This is a genomic window from Kitasatospora sp. NPDC057738 (assembly GCF_042798815.1).
Taxonomy (GTDB): Bacteria; Actinomycetota; Actinomycetes; order Streptomycetales; family Streptomycetaceae; genus Kitasatospora; species Kitasatospora lactacystinica.
Genome location: NZ_JBHVJT010000049.1, coordinates 34764 through 55313 on the forward strand (window position 1 = coordinate 34764; position 20550 = coordinate 55313).

At 73.3% G+C, this 20550-nt stretch carries 19 protein-coding genes and 1 riboswitch; of the genes, 7 read left to right on the top strand and 12 right to left on the bottom strand.

What is annotated here, in order from left to right:
• Positions 1–45: 45 nt before the first annotated feature.
• A complete protein-coding gene (gene thiC, locus ACFVGO_RS25145; protein WP_380634162.1) occupies positions 46–1860 on the bottom strand; it encodes a phosphomethylpyrimidine synthase ThiC in 1815 nt (604 codons plus the stop codon).
• Positions 1855–1989: riboswitch (TPP riboswitch) on the bottom strand. Its footprint overlaps the gene before it by 6 nt.
• 221 nt (positions 1990–2210) lie before the next feature.
• The gene (locus ACFVGO_RS25150; RefSeq protein WP_049653234.1) at positions 2211–2411 is read right to left on the bottom strand and encodes a DUF5326 family protein; all 201 of its coding nucleotides are present in this window, start codon (positions 2409–2411) and stop codon (positions 2211–2213) included.
• 278 nt (positions 2412–2689) lie between these two features.
• Here ACFVGO_RS25150 and ACFVGO_RS25155 point away from each other — a divergent pair, with 278 nt between their 5' ends.
• A complete protein-coding gene (locus ACFVGO_RS25155) occupies positions 2690–3961 on the top strand; it encodes a hypothetical protein (protein ID WP_380634165.1) in 1272 nt (423 codons plus the stop codon).
• Between the two features lie 94 nt (positions 3962–4055).
• Here ACFVGO_RS25155 and tenA read toward each other — a convergent pair whose 3' ends face one another.
• Positions 4056–4727: a thiaminase II gene (gene tenA, locus ACFVGO_RS25160; protein WP_359905181.1), complete on the bottom strand. Its 672-nt coding sequence runs from the start codon at positions 4725–4727 to the stop codon at positions 4056–4058.
• Positions 4728–4753: 26 nt separating this feature from the next.
• Positions 4754–5071: a cupin domain-containing protein gene (locus ACFVGO_RS25165; protein WP_359905184.1), complete on the bottom strand. Its 318-nt coding sequence runs from the start codon at positions 5069–5071 to the stop codon at positions 4754–4756.
• A gap of 120 nt (positions 5072–5191) precedes the next feature.
• Here ACFVGO_RS25165 and ACFVGO_RS25170 point away from each other — a divergent pair, with 120 nt between their 5' ends.
• Positions 5192–5572: a phage holin family protein gene (locus tag ACFVGO_RS25170; protein WP_359905187.1), complete on the top strand. Its 381-nt coding sequence runs from the start codon at positions 5192–5194 to the stop codon at positions 5570–5572.
• Between the two features lie 102 nt (positions 5573–5674).
• Here the strand turns inward: ACFVGO_RS25170 and ACFVGO_RS25175 are convergent, their stop codons facing one another.
• Positions 5675–6100 carry an SsgA family sporulation/cell division regulator gene (locus tag ACFVGO_RS25175; protein WP_359905190.1) on the bottom strand — a complete coding sequence of 142 codons (426 nt, stop codon included), beginning with the start codon at positions 6098–6100 and terminating at the stop codon, positions 5675–5677.
• 196 nt (positions 6101–6296) lie between these two features.
• A complete protein-coding gene (locus ACFVGO_RS25180) occupies positions 6297–7196 on the bottom strand; it encodes a helix-turn-helix domain-containing protein (RefSeq protein ID WP_359905193.1) in 900 nt (299 codons plus the stop codon).
• A gap of 238 nt (positions 7197–7434) precedes the next feature.
• Here ACFVGO_RS25180 and ACFVGO_RS25185 point away from each other — a divergent pair, with 238 nt between their 5' ends.
• Positions 7435–8007 carry an NUDIX domain-containing protein gene (locus tag ACFVGO_RS25185; RefSeq protein ID WP_359905196.1) on the top strand — a complete coding sequence of 191 codons (573 nt, stop codon included), beginning with the start codon at positions 7435–7437 and terminating at the stop codon, positions 8005–8007.
• Here the strand turns inward: ACFVGO_RS25185 and ACFVGO_RS25190 are convergent, their stop codons facing one another.
• The 4 genes from ACFVGO_RS25190 to ACFVGO_RS25205 all read right to left on the bottom strand — a co-directional run bounded on the left by ACFVGO_RS25190 (position 8008) and on the right by ACFVGO_RS25205 (position 13531).
• Positions 8008–9717 carry a globin domain-containing protein gene (locus ACFVGO_RS25190; protein WP_380634171.1) on the bottom strand — a complete coding sequence of 570 codons (1710 nt, stop codon included), beginning with the start codon at positions 9715–9717 and terminating at the stop codon, positions 8008–8010.
• Between the two features lie 234 nt (positions 9718–9951).
• Positions 9952–11316, bottom strand: a complete 1365-nt coding sequence (locus ACFVGO_RS25195) for a dihydrolipoamide acetyltransferase family protein (RefSeq protein WP_380634197.1) — start codon at positions 11314–11316, stop codon at positions 9952–9954.
• Positions 11316–12284 carry an alpha-ketoacid dehydrogenase subunit beta gene (locus ACFVGO_RS25200; protein WP_359905247.1) on the bottom strand — a complete coding sequence of 323 codons (969 nt, stop codon included), beginning with the start codon at positions 12282–12284 and terminating at the stop codon, positions 11316–11318. Before ACFVGO_RS25200 ends, ACFVGO_RS25195 begins: the two co-directional genes overlap by 1 nt.
• A gap of 104 nt (positions 12285–12388) precedes the next feature.
• A complete protein-coding gene (locus tag ACFVGO_RS25205) occupies positions 12389–13531 on the bottom strand; it encodes a thiamine pyrophosphate-dependent dehydrogenase E1 component subunit alpha (protein ID WP_359905202.1) in 1143 nt (380 codons plus the stop codon).
• A gap of 164 nt (positions 13532–13695) precedes the next feature.
• Between ACFVGO_RS25205 and ACFVGO_RS25210 the strand changes: the two genes are divergently transcribed.
• Positions 13696–14142, top strand: coding sequence for an Lrp/AsnC family transcriptional regulator (locus ACFVGO_RS25210; protein ID WP_380634174.1), 447 nt, complete (start codon positions 13696–13698; stop codon positions 14140–14142).
• A gap of 85 nt (positions 14143–14227) precedes the next feature.
• On the opposite strand, the gene ACFVGO_RS25215 is transcribed toward ACFVGO_RS25210, so the two are convergent.
• Positions 14228–14812: a TetR/AcrR family transcriptional regulator gene (locus ACFVGO_RS25215; protein WP_359905207.1), complete on the bottom strand. Its 585-nt coding sequence runs from the start codon at positions 14810–14812 to the stop codon at positions 14228–14230.
• Between the two features lie 159 nt (positions 14813–14971).
• Here ACFVGO_RS25215 and ACFVGO_RS25220 point away from each other — a divergent pair, with 159 nt between their 5' ends.
• The 3 genes from ACFVGO_RS25220 (at position 14972) to ACFVGO_RS25230 (ending at position 19707) form a co-directional block, all read left to right on the top strand.
• Positions 14972–16210, top strand: coding sequence for a hypothetical protein (locus tag ACFVGO_RS25220; RefSeq protein ID WP_380634177.1), 1239 nt, complete (start codon positions 14972–14974; stop codon positions 16208–16210).
• A 160-nt stretch (positions 16211–16370) separates the two neighbouring features.
• A complete protein-coding gene (gene paaN, locus ACFVGO_RS25225) occupies positions 16371–18071 on the top strand; it encodes a phenylacetic acid degradation protein PaaN (protein WP_380634180.1) in 1701 nt (566 codons plus the stop codon).
• A gap of 145 nt (positions 18072–18216) precedes the next feature.
• On the top strand, positions 18217–19707 hold the full coding sequence (locus ACFVGO_RS25230; RefSeq protein ID WP_380634183.1) for an FAD-dependent monooxygenase: 1491 nt from the start codon (positions 18217–18219) through the stop codon (positions 19705–19707).
• Between the two features lie 105 nt (positions 19708–19812).
• Here ACFVGO_RS25230 and ACFVGO_RS25235 read toward each other — a convergent pair whose 3' ends face one another.
• Positions 19813–20379 carry a CGNR zinc finger domain-containing protein gene (locus ACFVGO_RS25235; RefSeq protein ID WP_359905219.1) on the bottom strand — a complete coding sequence of 189 codons (567 nt, stop codon included), beginning with the start codon at positions 20377–20379 and terminating at the stop codon, positions 19813–19815.
• Positions 20380–20550: the final 171 nt, after the last annotated feature.

Consider the following 20550-nt stretch of genomic DNA (forward strand, 5'->3'; position numbering starts at 1 on the left):
AAGCGCCGCCCCGAGGTGATCGGGGCGGCGCTCAGGCGTCCCGGGTCAGTCGACCAGGGGCAGGTAGACCTTGTTGCCCTGGGCCGCGAACTCGGCGGACTTCTCGGCCATGCCCGCCAGGGCCTCGGCGTCGAACTCGGTGTCCACGGCGGTGGAACCGTCGCCGTGCTCGTCGCGGATCTTCTGGGAGATCTTCATCGAGCAGAACTTCGGGCCGCACATCGAGCAGAAGTGCGCGGTCTTGGCGGGCTCGGCGGGGAGGGTCTCGTCGTGGAAGGCGCGGGCGGTCTCCGGGTCGAGGGCCAGGTTGAACTGGTCCTCCCAGCGGAACTCGAAGCGGGCGTCGGAGAGGGCGTCGTCCCAGGCCTGGGCGCCGGGGTGGCCCTTGGCCAGGTCGGCGGCGTGGGCGGCGATCTTGTAGGTGATCACACCGGTCTTGACGTCGTCCCGGTTGGGCAGGCCCAGGTGCTCCTTGGGGGTCACGTAGCAGAGCATCGCGGTGCCCCACCAGGCGATCATCGCGGCGCCGATGCCCGAGGTGATGTGGTCGTAGCCGGGGGCGACGTCCGTGGTCAGCGGGCCGAGGGTGTAGAACGGCGCCTCGTCGCAGATCTCCTTCTGGAGATCCATGTTCTCCTTGATCTTGTTCATCGGGACGTGGCCCGGGCCCTCGATCATCACCTGGACGTCGTGCTCGCGGGCGATCCGGCCGAGCTCGCCGAGGGTCTTCAGCTCGGCGAACTGCGCCTCGTCGTTGGCGTCCGCGATCGAGCCCGGGCGCAGGCCGTCGCCGAGCGAGAAGGTGACGTCGTAGGAGGCCAGGATGGAGCAGAGTTCCTCGAAGTTGGTGTAGAGGAAGTTCTCCTGGTGGTGGGCCAGACACCAGGCCGCCATGATCGAGCCGCCGCGCGAGACGATGCCGGTCTTGCGGCGCGCGGTGAGCGGGACGTAGCGCAGCAGCACGCCGGCGTGGACGGTCATGTAGTCGACGCCCTGCTCGCACTGCTCGACGATCGTGTCCCGGTAGACCTCCCAGCTCAGCTCCTCGGCCCTGCCGTCCACCTTCTCCAGGGCCTGGTAGAGCGGCACGGTGCCGATCGGCACCGGGGAGTTGCGCAGGATCCACTCGCGGGTGGTGTGGATGTTGCGGCCGGTGGAGAGGTCCATGACGGTGTCCGCGCCCCAGCGGGTGGCCCAGGTCATCTTCTCCACCTCCTCCTCGATCGAGGAGGTGACGGCGGAGTTGCCGATGTTGGCGTTGATCTTCACCAGGAAGTTGGTGCCGATGACGGCCGGCTCCACCTCCGGGTGGTTCACGTTGACCGGGATGACGGCCCGGCCGCGGGCCACCTCGGCGCGCACGTACTCCGGCGCCAGGCCCTCGCGCAGCGCCACGAACTCCATCTCCGGCGTCACCAAGCCCCGCTTGGCGTAGGCGAGTTGGGTGACGGCGGCGCCACCGCGACCGCGCAGCGGGCGACGCGGCCGGCCGGGGAAGACCGCGTCCAGGTTGCGCAGGTTCCCGCCGCGCGGCGAGGTGTGCTTGATCCCGTCGTCCTCGGGGCGCGGCTCGCGGCCGTCGTACTCCTCGACGTCGCCGCGCTGGCGGATCCAGGCGTCCCGCAGGGCGGGCAGGCCGCGCCGCACGTCGGGCTCGAAGGACGGGTCGGTGTATGGGCCGGAGGTGTCGTACAGCGGGACGGACCCGCCGTTGGTGAGCCGCACCTCGCGGTACGGAACGCGCAGGTCGGGGCGCGACCCCTCGCGGTAGGACTTGCGCCAGGCCGGGGTCGGGTAGCCGGTGCGCTCGCTGCTGGGGGCGCCCTGGGCAGACTGCGGCTGTGCTTCGAACGTGGTCATCTGACCTCTACTCCCTACGCCGGCATTACCCGGTCAGGTTCCTGCGGTCGACGCAGCCGTCGGTCCGTCCGTCGACGTCCCGGTCAGCGTCCTCTCAGCCCGGTGCTCCGAGCTCCCGCGTCGCAGGCGGTGTTGCCTGCACACGACGCCCAACACCGTAGCGAGCCGATCGCCGCAGGTCCAGAGCGCCCCACCCCGCCCGGTCGGCCGCGCCGGCACGACCGATGTCGTCGTCGACCTCTTCGGCTACTACCGCAACCAGTAGCCGATCGGATACCGGAGAACGGCCGAGGCCCGGTCCCCCCTCTCGTGGGGGGCCGGGCCTCAGGGCGGCGTTACGGGGTGGTGGGTCAGCTCTTGGCGGCCTTCTTCACCAGGACCACCACGGCGGCGGCGATGCCGACCACCACCAGCAGCTTGATCACGATCGAGAGCAGGGCGCCGACGACGCCGAACACGAAGGCGACGATGTTCCAGGCCAGCACCAGGACCAGCACCGGGATGACGATGTTGCGCACCCAGGAGGGCAGCGACTTCCAGAGCTCAGCCATGTCGGTTCCTCTTCTCCCCTCGGGTCGGCCGCCGTCCGGTGCCGCATCCCGCTTGCTTTCGGTACTTCGATCGTACGGTGGCGCGAGTGCCGGAACGAGGCCCAACGGCCCGGAGAGAACCCCGAGATCACCCCGAGCCCGACCCCCCGGGTGACCCCCGAGAATTCGTCCGGCGGCGTACAACCCCCGGCGTTCCCAAGCGTCCAACCAGTGCCGGAAGAACGCCCGTCCGGTGCCATCGACCAGGGGGGAACCTGATCATGCGGGCCAGAACAGCCGTGTCCACAGCCGCTCTCGCGGCGCTCAACCTGACCGTGGCGGCGCTCGCCGCGGTCCCGGCGACCGCGGCACCGGCGGCCGTGACCGCTGCCGCCGACGTGACCGCACCGGCCGGGTTCGTCGGGATGTCCCCGACCCGGATCCTGGACACCCGCTCCTACGACCAGACCCCGTCGCACGACCACTTCGGACCGCTCAAGGAAGGCGAGTACTACAGCACCCCGGTGTCGCAGCGCTGCGGCAGCCACCCGCCGATGTACTGCGGCTCCGCCGTGCCGACCGACGCCACGGCCGTGGTGGTCAACCTCACCGTGACCGACCCGACCGCCGACGGCTTCGTCACGCTCGCCGCCAAGGCCGGCCCGGCCGGCACCAAGCCCGCCACCTCCAGCATCAACTTCAAGGCCGGCCAGACCATCTCCAACCTGGTCACGATCGCGGTCGGTCCGGTCGGCCGGGGCGCCCCGTGGATCAACGTCTACAACAACGCGGGCACCGCCCATGTCGTGCTCGACGTGGTCGGGTACTACCGGACCGCGGCGCCCGACAAGTACGGCCCGCTGACCCCGACCCGGATCGCCGACAGCCGCAGCGACGGCACCGGGCGGCTCGGCGGCGACGCGGTGCGCAGCTACCAGGTCGCCCGCCCCGAGCTGGGGACCGCGGACGCCACCTCGGTGGTCCTCAACGTCACCACCACGGACGGCTCCTGGGACAGCTTCCTGACCGCGTACCCGAGCGGGACGCAGCGGCCCGCCTACGGCTCGAACGTCAACTTCCCGGTGGGATCGACGGTCGCGAACCAGGTCGTGGTGCCGGTCGGCGCGGACGGGCGGATCGACGTCTACAACCGCGCCGGCTGGGTGCACGTGATCGTCGACGTCGTCGGCTACTACGGGCCGTCCGGAAGGGGCCTGTTCAGCGCGCTCACGACGCCGGTCCGCAACCTCGACACCCGGATCACCGGCGGCAAGCTCCAGCAGGGGGCGACCACGGCCGTCCAGGCCGTGCCCGCGGACGGCTCCGTCCCGAACGTGCTGGGTGTCGAGGCCAACGTCACGATCACCGACGTGACCGACTCCGGCCACCTCACGGTGTTCCCGGGCGGGGGCCAGCCGCCGAACACCTCCACCGTGAACGTCGAACCCGGGCAGACCGTCGCCAACTCGGTGACCACCGGGGTCACCGGCGGGGGCACCTACTCGGTCTTCAACCACGGCGGCCCGGTGAACGTCGTCGCCGACCTGACCGGCTACTTCGTCACCGGCTGACCCGGCACCGCCCGTCGTCCCGGCAGGCGCCCGCCCGTCGTCCGTACGGCACCTGGACGGCGGGCGGACGACCGGCGGACGCACCCGCGCGGCTTCAGACCGGCCAGCGCTCTCCGCGCCAGGCCGCGTCCCAGAACATCCACTCGTAGCGCGAGGTGGTCACGAAGTGCTCGACCACCTTGCGGCGCTCGGCCGCGGACAGCTCCTCACCGAGACGGTCGGTGAGCGCCAGCACCCGGCGGACCACCGACTGGAAGGCCTCGTCGCCGTAGGTGGCGATCCACTTGCTGTACAGCGGGTCGGGCGAGCCCTGGGCGAGCAGCGCCTCGCCGACCCGGGCGTAGATCCAGTAGCAGGGCAGCACCGCGCCGACCGCCTCGGCGAAGGAGCCGCCGTAGACGGTGGCCAGCAGGTAGCTGGTGTAGGCCCGGGTGGTGGGCAGCACGGGCTCGGCGGCGGCCTCCTCGGCGCTGCCGCCGAAGGCGGTCAGGAACTCGGCGTGCATGCCCTGCTCGGCGGCGAGCGCGCCGACCGCGTCGTCGGCGAAGGCCCGGACGTCCTGCTCGCCGGGCGCCTTGGCGGCGCAGACGGCGAGCGCGCGGGCGTAGTCGCGCAGGTAGTGCGAGTCCTGGACGACGAAGTGGCGGAAGGCCGCGCGCGGCAGGGTGCCGTCGGTGAGCCCGGCCAGGAAGGGGTGGGCGAGGATCTCGGCGTACACCGGCTCGATGGCCGCCCAGAGTTCTTCGGTCAGCGTCTTGGTGCTCATGACGCCGACCCTAACCGGCGGGGCGCTCAGTCCTCCGGCGGGGAGAACACCACCAGGACGCGCAGCTCCTCGGTGATGTGGTGGAACCGGTGCGGGGTGCCGGCCGGCACGTACACCACGGTGCCGCGGCCGACCGTGGCGGTCTCGGCGCCGACGGTCAGCTCGGCCCGGCCGCTGATCACCTGGTAGATCTCGTCCTGGTCGTGCGCGGTCTGGGTGTCGGTGTCGCCGGGGGCGAGCGCGTACAGCCCGGCGGACATCCGCGGTTCGCGCAGGAACCGCAGGTACGCACCGTCGTTGGCCGCCCGTTCGGCGTCCAGTCCGTCCAGCCGGAAGAGCTTCACCGCCGCCGTCCTCCCTCGTTCTCGGGCCCGTCCGTCCACCTCCCGGACCAGGGGCATTCAACACCACCCCGCCGTCCGGTGGTTCCGCCGGGACGGGGGTACCTGTCAGGCTTGGGCGGCATGAAGGGTTTCGTCATCAAGACACTGATCAACGCGGCGGCCATCTGGGTCGCCGCCTGGATCGTCAGCGGCATCCAACTCGCCGAGGGCAACGCGGACTGGCAGCACAAGGCGCTGACGGTGCTCGGCGTCGCCGTCGTGTTCGGCGTGGTGAACTGGCTGATCAAGCCGGTGGTCAAGCTGTTCTCGCTCCCCCTGTTCATCCTCACGCTGGGTCTGATCACCTTCGTGATCAACGCCCTGATGCTCCTGCTCACCTCCTGGGCCTCCGGGAAGCTGAGCCTGGACTTCCACGTGACCAACTTCGTTTCCGCGCTGGTCGGTTCGCTGATCATCAGCCTGGTCTCGTGGGGCCTGCACCTGGCCCTGGACGACGACTGACCGGCGCCGCGCGGACAGCCGAAAGGGGCCCGCACCCGGGTGTTCCACCGGGTACGGGCCCCTTCGCCGTTCTCGCCGCGCGGCCTGTCGGCGCCGGACCGCTCACCCCGCGTTCTCGCGCCCCTTGAGCAGGTCGGCGAGCTGGGCGTCGATGTCCCGCCCGGTGAACTCCTGTCCCATCGGCACCAGCCGGTCGGTGCGCGCCAGGAAGGCGATCAGCGGCGCGGACGAGGCGCACAGCAGGGCGTCGCCGTCGGGGGAGCGCAGCACGATGCGGACCTCCGAGAGCTCGTCGCCGACCGGGCGGATGTGCACGTCGCCCTCGCCCGCCGGCCCGCTGATCCCGTCGAGCAGCAGCTCCCGCGCGAAGTACCAGGTGACCGGGGCGTCTCCGGGGAGGTGGAAGGTGAGCCGGACGGCGTACGGATCGTCGGCCTCGTACGCCAGGTCCACCGGGAGGCGGAAGGAGAGCTCGTGCGAGACCACGAGGTTCATCACCAGGTGACCCTGGACTGTGCTGTGCTGCATGGCGCCAGTACCTCTCGTTCTGCCCGCGCCGTCGGTCTGCTGGCCCGATGGCGGCCGGACATGTTTTCGACGGTTTTTGTGACGGTTTATGCAACCAATCCACGTTCGATCATCATCGTCCCGTTTGGGGATGTAGCGGACAAGGTGTGCTTTTTCAAATGGTGAACGAGCCGGAGCTGGTCCAGACCAAGTGGTGTCAGGAGATGAACGCCGGGCTCATCGCCCCCACCCCGCGCCGCAGTTGGCGGGCGGCGGGCCCCAGCCGGTCGGCCTGGTCGACCGGGAGCGACAGGGCCATGGTGGCGACCACCGGGCCTATGGTGATCGGGACGGCCGCGCAGACCGTGCCGAGCACGTACTCCTGCCGCTCCAGCACGGGCATGGTCGGCCGCAGCGAGGCGAGCCGGCGCAGCACCGCGCTCTCACCGGTGAGGGTGGACGGGGTGAGCCCGGCCGGCGGGTGGCGGGCGAGGTGGTCACGGCGTTCCTCCTCGGGCAGTTGGCCGAGCAGGCACTGGCCGATGGCGTGCGCGTGGGCGGTGGCCCGGAAGTCCGCCCAGGGCTCGACGGCGGGCCGGCTCGGGCCCTCGACCACCTCCACCACGTGGACCTCGCCGTCCCGGTAGAGCGCGAAGTAGACGGCGGCACCGAGTTCGTCCCGCAGGGACTGCATCCGCGTCCGCAGGTCGGGATCGCCGGGCCGCGCGCCGGGGCGGGCTATGCCGTCGAGCGCCTCCCCGTGGAAGAAGCGCCCCTCGGAGCGCCGCAGGTAGCCCTCGTGGGCCAGGGTCCGCAGCAGGTGGTAGGCGGTGCCGAGGGGCAGTCCGGCGGCCCGGGCCAGCTGCTTGGCGGTCGCGCCGTGCCGGAAGCCGCCGACCGCCTCCAGCAGCCGCAGCGCCCGCTGGACGGAGCCGATCAGGGTGGGCCCGCGGTCCGCGGCCGCCCGCCGCGACCCGGCCGCCCCGGACTCCCGCGCGATCCTGGGCTCCCGGGCGGTCCCGAACGGCCGCGTCCGCTCGGACGGCTGCGACTTCCCGCAGGACTGTGCCTTCCCGAGCGGCTGCGTCTTCCCGGAAGGCCGTGCGATCCGATCCATGCCACCCAACCCCCAGCCCGAGTCCCTCGTACAGGTCCGTGCCCAGAACGGGCATGCGGAGCGAAACCTCCGATTTGCCCGATAGCTGCTCATTGCAGCACAGCGGGGCCCCGAACGGATGCACCCGACCGGGTCGGCGTTTCGACCCGTTCCCGGTGTGTTTCGCCCTGTTCCCCGGGTTTCGCCCCCGCCCCGGCGCGGGAGAATCCCGCACAACGCGCCAGTCCCGGAGGTGGCCATGGGCCCCGAGAACCGCACTCCGCCGCCACCGCGCCCCGTCGTGAAGCGCACCGCGCGGGCGATCCTGCTGGAGCTCGACCCGGACGATCCGTACGGCCCGGCGTCGATCGTGCTGATCCGGCGGGTCCGGCCGGACTCGCCGCACCCGTACTGGATCACCCCCGGCGGCGGGGTCGAGCGCGAGGACCGGACGGTGGTCGAGGCGCTGCACCGCGAGGTGGACGAGGAACTCGGCGGCAAGGTCGTGGACGTGGTGCCCGCCTTCGTCGACACCATCAGCCACACCATGCCCCAGCCACCGGCCGGGGGTGCCGCCGTCGACGACGGCACCCTGCCGCACCCGCACGGGGTCAAGGTGCAGCACTTCTTCGTCTGCCGGCTCGCCTCGATGGACCTCAGCCGGCGGCACGGGCCCGAAGTGACCGACCCCAACGGCGAGTACGAGGTGGTCCGGCTGCCGTTCACCCGCGAGGGCGTCACCTCGGTCAACGTGGTCCCGCCCCGGCTGCGGGCGTACCTGGCGGCCAACATCGAGGGCATCCGCGCGCTCCTCGCACCCGACCTCGGGTGATCAACCCGCGGTCGGGTCGCCGACCGGGTCGTGCCGGATCCGCTCGGCCGGCACCCCGGCCCGCAGCAGTGCCCCGACGCCCGTGCGCACCATCGCGGCCGGCCCGCTGAGCACCGCCTCGCGCCCGGTCCACGGGCCGAACCGGCTCACCACCTCGGGCAGTTCGCCGGTCAGCGGCCCGCCGGGCAGCAGGCCCCCGGGCAGCAGGACACCCGCCGGGGCGCCACCGGACAGCACCGGACGGATCGTCAGCCACCGGTTCCGCACGGCCAGTTCGCGCAGCTCGCCCAGCGCGTAAAGCTCCTCGGCCCGGCGGGCGCCGTAGAACACCTCGACCCGGCGGCCGGGCACGCCGTGCTCGACCGCCTCCTCGACCAGGGCACGGATCGGCGCGATGCCGGTGCCCCCGCCGAGGCAGAGCAGGTCCGGTCCCGCCGCGTGGTCGACGGTCATCGAGCCGGCCGCCGGACCGAGCCGCAGCACGTCCCCGGGCGCGGCCCGGTGGACCAGCGCGTTGCTCACCCAGCCCGCCTGGACGGCCTTGACGTGGAAGGTCAGCAGCCCGTCCGGACGGGGCGCCCCGGCGAAGGAGTACTGCCGCCAGACCCTCGGCCACCAGGGCGTCTCCAGGGCGGCGTACTGCCCGGCCCGGAACGGGTACGCCTGGTCCGGGCGGACGGTGATCGCCGCGACGTCCCGGGTGCGGCGCTCGTGCCGGACGATCTCGCCCTGCCACCAGGGCGGCGAGGTCCGGGCGTCCTCCTCGGCGGCCTCGATCACGGCCGAGGAGATCATCCGGTAGGCGCGGCGCCAGGCCGATTCGGCCTCGGCGTCCCAGTGGCCGCCCGCGTACCGGGCCAGCGTCGCCACCAGGCACTCCTCCACCGCGGCGTCGTACCCGGTCAGCGTGCCGTACCGACGGTGGTCTCGGCCGAGCCCGGTCAGCGTGGCGCGCAGGGCCACCGGCTGGTCGATCTCGCGCACGACGGCCAGCAGGGTGCGGAACAGCCGATCGCGGTGGACGTCCATGGCGGCGGGGAAGGAGGGGCGGAGCTCGGGGTGGCGCAGGAAGAGCAGCGCGAAGAAGTGCGCGGTGGCCCGGTCGGCGTCCGGCCCGACGGCGGCGAGGCCGGCCCGGACCAGCGCGACCTCCCGGCCGGTGAGCGGCGGTCGGCCGGCGGTCCCGTCCTGACCGGCAGCGGGAAGGCCTACGGCAGGAAGGCCGACAGCGGGGAGCGCGACGGCGGGCGGTGCGGCCGGGAGCTGCCCGACGGGGGTCCGCACGCCCCAGGCCTCGGTCCACCGGTCGCCCGGCCCGGCCCAGTTGAGGCCGGGCGCGTCGGCGAACAGCGGGCGGAAGGGGGTGGGGTCCGGAGCGAGGACGGCGCCGGAACCGGAAGCGGGGCCGGGGCCGGGGCCGGGGCCGGTGGCGGCGGCGGGCACGGCCGGCGGGTGCGGCGGCCGGGCCGGGATCACCGGCCGGACGGGCTCCAGCAGCGACACCGGCGGCAGCACCGCCGTCGGCGCCTCCGCCGCCGCCAGGGGCGGCAGGGGCGGCAGGTCCAGCGGCGTCGACGGCCGGACGGCCACCTCCCGCGCCACCTCCCGCGCCGGGGCCCGCCCGGGCGCGCCCGTCGGCAGGCCCGGGACGGAGGCGGCCCCCGCCGAGCCGTGTCCGGTGCGGACCAGGACTGTCCCGCGGGACTTCACCGCTACGTTTCGAGTACCCAAGAGAATCGTTTCGCCTCCGGCCGGCTGCGCCACCACTCGGCTTGTCCCTACTGGCGCCAGGGCAGCGTGGCACGGCCGGAGCGCTCCTCCGACGAATCGCGCGAAGCCCGGACATCCGGGCCGGGGACGCGCTACTCTCCCCGGTCCACGGTCGCCCTGGGTGCCCCTCCGCGCACCCAGGGCGACCATTCCCGCCACTTTCGGCGGCCGGGATCAGAGCTGTCGCAGCAGCATCCCCGGCTGCTCCACGCAGTCGGCGACGAACCGCAGGAAGCCGCCCGCCGTCCCGCCGTCGCAGACCCGGTGGTCGAAGGTGAACGACAGCTGGGTCACCTCGCGCACCGCCAACTCCCCCTGGTGGACCCAGGGTTTGGCCACGATCCGGCCGACCCCGAGCATCGCCGCCTCCGGGTGGTTGAGGATCGGGGTGGAACCGTCCACGCCGAACACCCCGTAGTTGTTCAACGTGAAGGTCCCGCCGGTCAGTTCGGCCGGGGTGAGCGCACTGCCGCGCGCCGCCTCGGTCAACCGGGCCAGCTCCTCTCCGAGTTGTTCGGTGCTGCGGTTCTGCGCGTCCCGGACCACCGGGACGACCAGCCCGCGCTCGCCCTGCGCGGCGAAGCCCAGGTGCACCGCCGAATGCCGGACGATGCCCGAACCATCCTCGGTCACCGAGGAGTTGAGCTCCGGGAAGCGCGCCAGCGCGACGGTGCAGATCCGCGCCAGCAGTGCCAGCACGCTCACCTTCGGCCCCGGCGTGGCGTTCAACTGCCTTCGCAGCGCCATGAGTTCGGTGGCATCCGCATCCACCCAGCAGGTCGCCGCCGGGATCTCCCGGTGGCTGCGGCTCAGCTTCTCGGCCACCGCCTTGCGCAGTCCGCGCAGCGGGACCACACCGTCCCGCACGGCCGGCCCGGCGGGCGCCGGAGCGGCCACCCTGGCCGCGACCGCCCGTTCGACGTCCGCACGCATGATCAGTCCGTCCGGCCCGCTCCCGGCGAGCGCGGTCAGGTCGACCCCCTGCTCCCGGGCCAGCCGCCGCACCAGCGGCGAGATCACCGGCACCACCGCGGGCCCGGTCGGCACCGCCGGAGCCCGCACGGCCACCGCACCCGCCGGCGCACCGGCCGCAGCACCAGCACCAGCAGCGGCACCGCCACCGGCCACGACCGGGGCCGGCACCGCGGCCGGCCCCCCGACCCGGCGCCGGCGCCCGCCCCGGCCCGGCTCGGCGACGCCGTACCCGACCAGCGGCCGCTCCACCTCGGAGGCCGCGGGAGCGGCGACGACGCCCGGCTCGTCCGGAGCCTGCGGACCGCTCCCCGACGACGACGGCCCCACCGCGACCGTCACCAGCGGCGCGCCCACGGCGATCTCCTCGCCCACCTCGCCGTACCGCGCGGTGACCACCCCGCCGTACGGACAGGGCACCTCCACCACGGCCTTGGCGGTCTCCACCTCCACCACCGGCTGGTCGACGGCGATCACCTCGCCGACCTCGACCATCCAGCGCACCACCTCCGCCCCGGTGAGACCCTCACCGAGGTCGGGCAGCCGGAACTCGCGCACGACGGGCATCATCCTCGGTCCTCCCACTGGAGCCGGGCGACCGCGTCCAGGATCCGGTCCACCCCGGGCAGGTGGTGGTGCTCCAGCATCGGCGGCGGGTACGGGATGTCGAAGCCGGTGACCCGCAGCACGGGCGCGGCCAGGTGGTGGAAGCAGCGCTCGGTGACCCGGGCGGCGATCTCCGCGCCGGTGCCGCCGAAGCCGCTCGCCTCGTGCACCACCACGGCCCGGCCGAGCGAGCGCACCACCCGGCAGACCGTCTCGTCGTCGAAGGGCACCAGGGTGCGCAGGTCCAGCACCGCGAGGTCCCAGCCCTCGGCCTTCGCCGTCTCGGCCGCCTCCAGGCAGACCGGCAGCGAGGGGCCGTAGGTGATCAGCACGGCGGAGGTGCCGGTGCGCCGCAGCACCGCCCGGCCGATCGGTTCGACCGGCGTCGCCGGGTCGAAGTCGGCCCTGCCCCAGTAGAGCCGCTTGGGCTCCAGGAAGACCACCGGGTCGTCGGAGGCGATCGAGGCGCGCAGCAGCCCGTACGCGTCGGCCACCGTTCCCGGCGTGACCACGTGCAGGCCGGGGGTGCTGGTGTAGTACGCCTCGGAGGCGTCGCTGTGGTGCTCGACGCCGCCGATGCCGCCGCCGTACGGGATGCGGACGGTGATCGGCAGCGGCATCCTGCCGGCCGTGCGGTTGCGCATCTTGGCGACGTGCGAGAACAGCTGCTCCAGCGCCGGGTAGGCGAAGGCGTCGAACTGCATCTCGACGACCGGGCGCAGCCCGTACATCGCCATGCCGATCGCGGTGCCGAGGATGCCGGCCTCGGCCAGCGGGGTGTCCAGGCAGCGCTCCGGGCCGAACTCGGCGGTGAGCCCGTCGGTGATCCGGAAGACGCCGCCGAGCGCGCCGACGTCCTCGCCGAGCACGTGCACCGCCGGGTCCTCGCGCATGGCGTCCCGCAGCGCGGAGTTGAGCGCCTGGGCCATGCTCGACGGGCGGGCGTCGGAGGGGCGCCGCGATGGGGGTCCCCCCGGCCGGAGGCTGGGGGAGGCCCCGCCGAGGGTGGGCGCGGGCGACGGGTGGGAGGTGCTCACCGGTCCGCCACCTCCGCCTCGGCGGCCAGCTCTTCGGCCAACTGGGCTGCCTGCTCCCGTAGTTGTGGGGTCGGTTCGGCGTAGACGTGGGCGAACAGCGCCATCGGGTCCAGGGCCGGGTCGGCGTGGAACTCGGCCCGCATCCGGGCCGCCAGCGCCTCGGCCTCGTCGGCCGCCTCCCGCACCAGCCGGTCGTCCAGCACGCCGAGCCCGCGCAGCGCGCGCTCCATCAGCAGGATCGGGTCGTGCTCGCGCCAGGCGGCCACCTCGGGCTCGGTGCGGTAGCGGGTGGCGTCGTCGGCGTTGGTGTGGGCGTCGATCCGGTAGGTCAGCGCCTCGACCAGGGTCGGGCCGCCGCCGGCCCGGGCCCGCTCGACCGCCTCGGTCAGCACCGAGTGCACGGCGGGCGCGTCGTTGCCGTCCACCAGCCGGCCCGCCATGCCGTAGCCGACGGCCTTGTGGGCCAGGCTCGGTGCGGCGGACTGGGCGCTGAGCGGGACGGAGATCGCGTAGCCGTTGTTCTGCACCAGGAAGACCACCGGGGCGCCGAGCACGGCCGCGAAGTTCAGCGCCTCGTGGAAGTCGCCCTCGCTGGTGCCGCCGTCGCCGAGCATCGCCAGCGCGACCACCGGCTCGCCGCGCAGCCGGGCGGCGTGCGCCAGCCCGACGGCGTGCGGGGCCTGGGTGGCGAGCGGGGTGCAGAGCGGGGCGGTGCGGCTGGCCCGCGGGTCGTAGCCGGTGTGGGCGTTGCCGCGCAGCAGGGTCAGCGCCTCCAGCGGGTCGACGCCCCGGGAGACCACCGCGAGGGTGTCGCGGTAGCTGGGGAAGAGCCAGTCGTGCTCGCCGAGCACCAGCGCGGCGGCGACCTGGCAGGCCTCCTGGCCGGTGGACGCCGGGTAGACGGCGAGCCGGCCCTGCTTGGTCAGGGTGGTGGCCTGCTGGTTGTAGCGGCGGCCGACGACCAGCCGGCGGTAGAGCTCGCGCAGCAGGGCCGGGTCGTACTTCTCCAGGGCCGGGGTGCCGAGCGCCCGGACGGGGGACGGGTCCGGGAGGAGGGGCGCCGGGTCGGTGCGCGGAGCGGTGGCCCCGGGCAGCCAGCCGGGCACGCTCGTGTGGTGTCTGTGGTCGAGAACGGTCATCTCGGGGCACCTCCAGGGGTGGCGGGGGCTCCCTACCGATTGTTCGGTCGTCTGTTCATCTTGACCAGAAGCGTGACAAGGTGGTGGACATTCGGCCTGTTCGGCGGTCGACTGGTGGCAGTGTGTCCAATCGGTGGGGGTGGGGGGTCATGTCTGCTGAACAGATGTCCAGACTCGATCAGGTCGACCGGTCGATCCTTCGGCTGCTGCAGCAGGACGGTCGCGCCTCCATCCGCTCGGTGGCCGAGCGGGTGCACGTGTCCCGGGCCAACGCGTACGCCCGGATCTCCAGAATGGTCGAGGACGGCATCATCCGCGGCTTCACTGCCAGGGTGGACCACGAACGGGCAGGTCAGACCGCGTCCGCGTACGTCACCCTGAAGATCGTCCAGAACTCCTGGCGGACGGTGCGCGAACGGCTGCTGGAGCTGCCCGGGGTGGCGCACATCGCGCTGGTCGGCGGGGACTTCGACGTCCTGCTGCTGGTGCACACCGCCGACAACCAGGCCCTGCGGGAGCTGGTGCTGGGCAGCATCCAGTCCATTCCCCAGGTGCTCGGCACCCGGACCATGCTGATCTTCGAGGAGACCGACCAGGTGCCGCCGATCTGACCGGCCGGGCCGCCGATCCGACCGGTCGGCCCGCCGGTCTCACCGACCGGCCCACCGGTCGGCCCACCGCGGCGGGCCGGGCCGGTCAGCGCGCCCGCAGCCCGTCGAAGGCCAGGTGGACCACCGCGTCCGCGACCCCGTCGGCGGCCTTGAGCCCCGGCCGGTACCACTCCACGATCGAGTTGATCATCCCGAACAGCAGCCGGGTGGCCAGCCTCGGCTCCACGTCCGCGCGCAGCGCGCCGTCCGCGACCGCCGCCCGCAGCAGCTCGGCCACCTGGTGGTCGAAGTCCCGCCGGCGCTCCAGCGCCCACTGCTCGGTGGCCGTGTTGCCGCGCACCCGCAGCAGCAGCGTCACGTACGGCAGTTCCTCCAGCAGCACCTCGGCGGTGCGCCGCACCACGTGCTCCAGCCGCTCCACCGCCGGGCCCCGGACCGCGGCCGGCTCGACCAGGATCGCGAACAGCCCGTCCAGCGCCCGCCCGACCGCCAGCCGCAGCAGTTCCTCCTTGCCGCGCACGTGGTGGTAGATGGAGGACTTGGAGATCCCCGCCGCCCGGGACAGGTCCTCCATGGAGGTGCCGTCGTAGCCGCGCTCGTTGAACACGTCGACGGTCACCGCGAGCAGTGACTCCACGGTGTAGGCGGTGCGCGTGGTGTGATCGGCCATCCTCCGAGTATCCCCGGCCGCCCCCCGCGTTACGCGATCGGGTCCGACTGGTCCACACCAGCCCGGAAAGGCAGGCCCTAGAATCTCCGGACGATCCGTCCACGTCCAGAGCACTGGGGTCCACGGCTGATGAACGCAATACCGGCAGTCGCCTCCGACATGCCAGAGCAGCGCAGCGAGGAGCCGGCGGACACCGGGCGCACCTGGCAGGAACGCGGCCGCCGGCTGGTGGTCCGCTACGGACCGGCCGTGTGGTGCTACGCGGTGCTGAAGCTGATCGGCTTCACCGTCTTCATGAAGCTGCTCTCCTTCGCCGGCGACTACGCCAAGAAGCCGGCCCGGTTCGGCGGCGGCGCCTACCCCTGGGACGTGCTGGCCACCTGGGACGGCTGGTGGTACCAGCAGGTGGCGCAGTTCGGATACCACCCGGCGCTCGTACCGATCCCCAACGGTCCGATCGGCTACACCATCGAGCAGAACTCGGCCGCCTTCTTCCCGCTCTACCCGGGCCTGATGCGGATGGTCTCGGAGACCACCGGCCTCGGCCTGTACGGCGCCGGGATGCTCGTCTCGGTGGTGTCCTCGCTGTTCGCCGCGGCCGGCATCTACGCCGTCGTGGAGAAGCTCACCTCGGACGCGCGCTCGGGCGTGATCGCGGCCGGCATCTGGGCGATCGTCCCGGGGTCGGGAGCCGAGTGGGCCGTCTACTCGGACTCGCTGTTCGTCGCGCTGGCCGCCTGGGCCTGCTACTGCGTGATGACCAAGCAGTGGATCGCCGCCGGGGTGATCACCCTGGTCGCCGGGCTCAACCGGCCCACCTCCGCGGCCCTGATCGGTGCCGTCGGCCTGGCCGCGATCGTCGAGCTGTACCGCCGGGAGAGCGGCGTCCTGCGCCCGCTGACCGCGATGGTGCTGGCCCCGGTCGGCCTGCTCGGCTACGTCGGCTGGGTGGGCTGGCGGACGGGCGAGTGGGGCGGCTACTTCCGGATCCAGCAGGACGCCTGGATGCACTACTTCGACTGGGGCCAGGGCACCTGGCACGCGATCCGCGGGGTGATGCTGGGCCGCAGCGACTACCCCTACGGCTTCCCGGTGCCGGACCTCCTCGCCACCCTGATCGTGTTCAGCCTGCCGGTGCTGATCGTGCTGCTGGTCCGGCTGCGCCCGCCGCTGGTGCTGACCGCCTACACGCTGGCCACGATCGTCTCGGTGCTCGGCAGCCTCGGCATCTTCGGCAACGTCTCGCGCTACCTGATGCCCGTGTTCCCGCTGTTCATCGCGCTGGCGGTGGCGATGCGCAAGCTGAGCCTGCCGGTGCTGGCCACCGTCCTGGGGACCGGCGCGGTCGCCTCCGGCTGGTACGCCGGGTACGTCCTCTTCGAGCTCGGCGTGCCGTAGACCCGGACCACCCGAGCCCACGGGGGCGCGTCCGCCATGGACGCGCCCCCTGTGCGTTCCCGCCGGATTCCCCCGCTGCACCCCCTTGAGCCGACCGATCGTTCGGTTACTCTGTGACGTGTCCCGTCCTGCTTTTCGAGGCCCTCCGAGGAGCGCACAGATGTCCGCAGCGGTCACCCACCCCCTCGTCAGCGAGCTGGTCGAGCGCCACCAGGCCACCCTGGACGCCGCGCTCACCGCCGCCACCGAGCGCGACTACTGGTCGCCCTACCCCGAGTTCCCGAAGGCCTACGGCGAGAGCGGCCCGGCGGACGGCAAGGCCGCCTTCGACGCCCTGCTCGGCAAGCCCTTCGCCCTCGACGGCCACCCCACCGACGGCGACCAGGTCGGCGGCGAGGCCTCCCCGTACGGCGTCGAGCTGGGCATCACCTACCCGCACGCCGCCCCGGACGCGCTGATCGCCGCGCTCACCGCCGCCCGCCCCGGCTGGGCCGCCGCGACCCCGCTGGAGCGCGCCGCCGTCTGCCTGGAGATCCTGCACCGGATCAACGCCCGCTCCCACGAGTTCGCCCAGGCCGTCATGCACACCACCGGCCAGGCCTACGGCATGGCCTTCCAGGCCGGCGGCCCGCACGCCCAGGACCGCGGCCTGGAGGCCGTCGCCTACGCCTACGCCGAGCAGACCCGGCTGCCCCGGCAGGCCGGCTGGACCAAGCCGCAGGGCAAGCGCGACCCGCTGGTGATGACCAAGGAGTTCACCGTCGTCCCGCGCGGCCTCGCGCTGCTGATCGGCTGCAACACCTTCCCCACCTGGAACGGCTACCCGGGCCTGTTCGCCTCGCTGGCCACCGGCAACCCGGTGCTGGTCAAGCCGCACCCGCGGGCCGTGCTGCCGCTCGCGCTGACCGTGCGGATCGCCCGCGAGGTGCTCGCCGAGGCCGGCTTCGACGCCGATCTGGTCTGCCTGGCCGCCGAGCACGAGGGCGGCACCGTCGCCCAGGCGCTCGCCGTCCACCCGGCGATCAAGCTGATCGACTACACCGGCTCCACCGCCTTCGGCGACTGGCTGGAGGAGCACGCCAAGCAGGCGCAGGTGTACACCGAGAAGGCCGGCGTCAACGCGGTGGTGATCGACTCCACCGACGACTACAAGGGCATGCTGGGCAACCTGGCCTTCGCGCTCTCGCTCTACAGCGGCCAGATGTGCACCACCCCGCAGAACGTGCTGATCCCGCGCGGCGGCATCGCCACCGACCAGGGCGACAAGTCCTACGACCAGGTGGTCTCCGACCTGGCCGGCGCCATCGAGGGCCTGCTGTCCGACGACGCCCGCGCCGCGGCGATCCTCGGCGCCGTGGTCAACCCCGGGGTGCTCCAGCGCTCGGCCGCCGCGGCCGGCGGCGAGTACGGCGAACTCGCCCTCGCCCCGCGCGCGGTGACCTCGCCGGACTTCCCCGGCGCGACCGTCCGCACCCCCGCGCTGGTCAAGCTGGACGCCGACAAGCCGGACGACCGCGCGGTCTTCCGCAGCGAGTGCTTCGGCCCGGTCTCCTTCGCCGTCGCCGTCGAATCCACCGCCGCCGCCGTCGAGTTGCTGCGCACCACGGTCCGCGAGAAGGGCGCCATGACCGCCTCCGGCTACACCACCTCGCCCGCGGTGGAGGCGCTGCTGGTCGAGGCCGCGCTGGACTCCGGCGTCTCGCTCTCGCTCAACCTCACCGGCGGGGTCTACCCCAACCAGACCGCAGCCTTCTCCGACCTGCACGGCACCGGCGCCAACCCGGCCGCCAACGCGGCCTACTGCGACGGCGCGTTCGTCGCCAACCGGTTCCGCACGGTGGAGATCCGCCGGCACGCCTGAGCCGTCCGACCCGTACCCGGATCCCGGCGGTCACCCACCGCCGGGACCCGGCGGTTCACAGCCCCGACGGCGCCCGCGATGATGGAGGCTGGGAGAACGCCGGGAACGGCGTCCGACCGCCCTCCGAGGAACGGGAGCTGAATACATGGCCGTGAAGCCGACGACCGAAACCGACGTCCTGATCGTCGGTGCCGGACCGACCGGACTGCTGCTGGCCGGCGACCTCGCCGCCGCCGGGGTCGGCGTCACGGTGCTGGAGAAGCGGGCCACCGAGTCCAACCTCACCCGGGCCTTCGCCGTGCACGCCCGCAGCCTGGAGCTGCTGGACGCCCGGGGCCTGGCCGAGGAGCTGATCGCCACCGGCCGTCCGCTCGCCGAACTGAGGATGTTCGACCGCTTCGGCGTCGACCTCGGCTCGCTGCCCACCCGCTTCCCGTTCGTCCTGATCACCCCGCAGTACAACGTCGAGCGGGTGCTGCTGGAGCGCGCGGAGCACGCCGGCGCGACCGTGCTGCGCGGCGCCGAGGTCACCGGGCTGCACCAGGACGCCGAGGGCGTGACGCTGGAGACCCGGGACGGGCACAGCCACCGCGCCGCGTACGCGGTCGCCACCGACGGCGTCCACTCCACCGTCCGCGACCTGCTGGGCATCCCGTTCCCCGGGGAGTCCGTGGTCGACTCGGTGGTGCTGGCCGACGTCCGGCTGGACCGCGAGCCCGCCCAGGCGATCACCGTCGGCGCCAACCAGGCCGGCTTCGCCTTCATCGCCCCGTTCGGCGACGGCTGGTTCCGGATCATCGCCTGGGACCGCGAGGAGCGGTACCCGGACGGCACCACCCCCACCACCGAGCAGCTCACCGACCTCACCCGGGCCATCCTCGGCGAGGACCACGGCCTGCACGAGGTGCGCTGGAGCTCCACCTTCCACAGCGACGAGCGACAGGCCCCCAACTACCGCTCCGGCCGGGTCTTCCTGGCCGGCGACGCCGCGCACTGCCACTCCCCGGCCGGCGGCCAGGGCATGAACACCGGCCTCCAGGACGCCGCCAACCTGTCCTGGAAGCTCGCCGCCGCGCTCCGGGGCCACGCCACCGACGCCCTGCTGGACACCTACCAGACCGAGCGGCACCCGGTCGGCCGGACGGTGCTGCGCACCTCCGGCGCGCTGATCCGGCTGGCGCTCGCCGAGTCCGCCCCCACCCGCGCCCTGCGCGGGGCGCTGACCGCGCTGGGCGGCCACCTCGACCCGGTCACCGAGCGCGGCGCCAGGCTGGTCTCCGGCATCGGCATCTCCTACCCCGCCCCCAAGGACGCCCACCCGCAGGTCGGCAAGCGCGTCCCGGACCTGCGGCTGACCGCCCTGAGCAAGCCCGTCGAGGGCGCCCCCGCCGCCCCGGAGCGGCTCTACGAGGCGCTGCGCGCCGGGAAGTTCGTCCTGGTCAGCAATGACGAGCTGGCCGCCGCCGAGCCCTGGACCGACCGCCTGGTCTGCGCCGCCCCCGCCGACCCGCACGGCAAGCTGCGCGACACCGTCCTGCTGATCCGCCCGGACGGCTACGTCGCCTGGGGCGCCGTCGACCCCGGCCAGGGCGAGCTCCGCACCGCCCTCACCGACTGGCTGGGCACCCCGGCCTGACCGTCCCGGGGGCGGGCGCGCGCCGAGTCGCGCGTCCGCCCGCACTGCTCCGGCCCGCCCGCCGACCCGCCGGTCAGCCCGTCAGTCCGTCAGCCCGCAGGCCCGTCAGCCCCGGGCCTTCACATAGTGCCGCGCCGCCTTCGCCCGGTTCCCGCACACCGCCATCCGGCACCACCGCCGGCGGCCGTTCTGCGAGGCGTCGAAGAAGTGCAGGATGCACGCCTCGTGCGCGCACTGCCTGATCCGGTGGGCCCCCTCGCCGAGCAGCGCGAGGAAGCCGTCCGCCGCCAGCCAGGGCGCCAGCCACTGCGGCCCGTCGGCCTCGATCCGGTCCTCGGCCCCGCCCGGTGCCGCCGTGCGCCGGATCCGTCCGCGCGCCAGCACCGCGTCCAGTCCGTCCCGCGCCGCGGCGCCCAACTCGCCTTGCTCGCGGGCGTCCCGGGCGGCCGACAGGATCGCCTCGCGGGTCTGCCGGATCGCCGCCAGGCCCGCCTCGTCGGCCGCGCAGCGTCCGCCCAGCCCGGCGGAGGAGAGCCAGATCGCGTACCCCTCGACGTCGGTGAGCAGGTCGTTGACGGGCGTTCCGGCCCAGCGGGTGTTGAGCAGGTCGAGCGCGAGCGGCTCGCCGATCAGCGGTCGCGGGTCCCTCGGGTCGGGCTGCGCATCGGTCATGGCTCTCCCTCGGCTCGGTCCGATTCTACGTCCGCCCCCCTCGGCCGAACCGGGCCGGACCGGCCCCGGAATCCCATCCATTCACTGTATGGAACCGCCGAGTTTCCCACTCTCCACAGTTGACTGTTTTTTAGCAACGAATTGCCCGGCCATGAGCCAATTCGCACACGG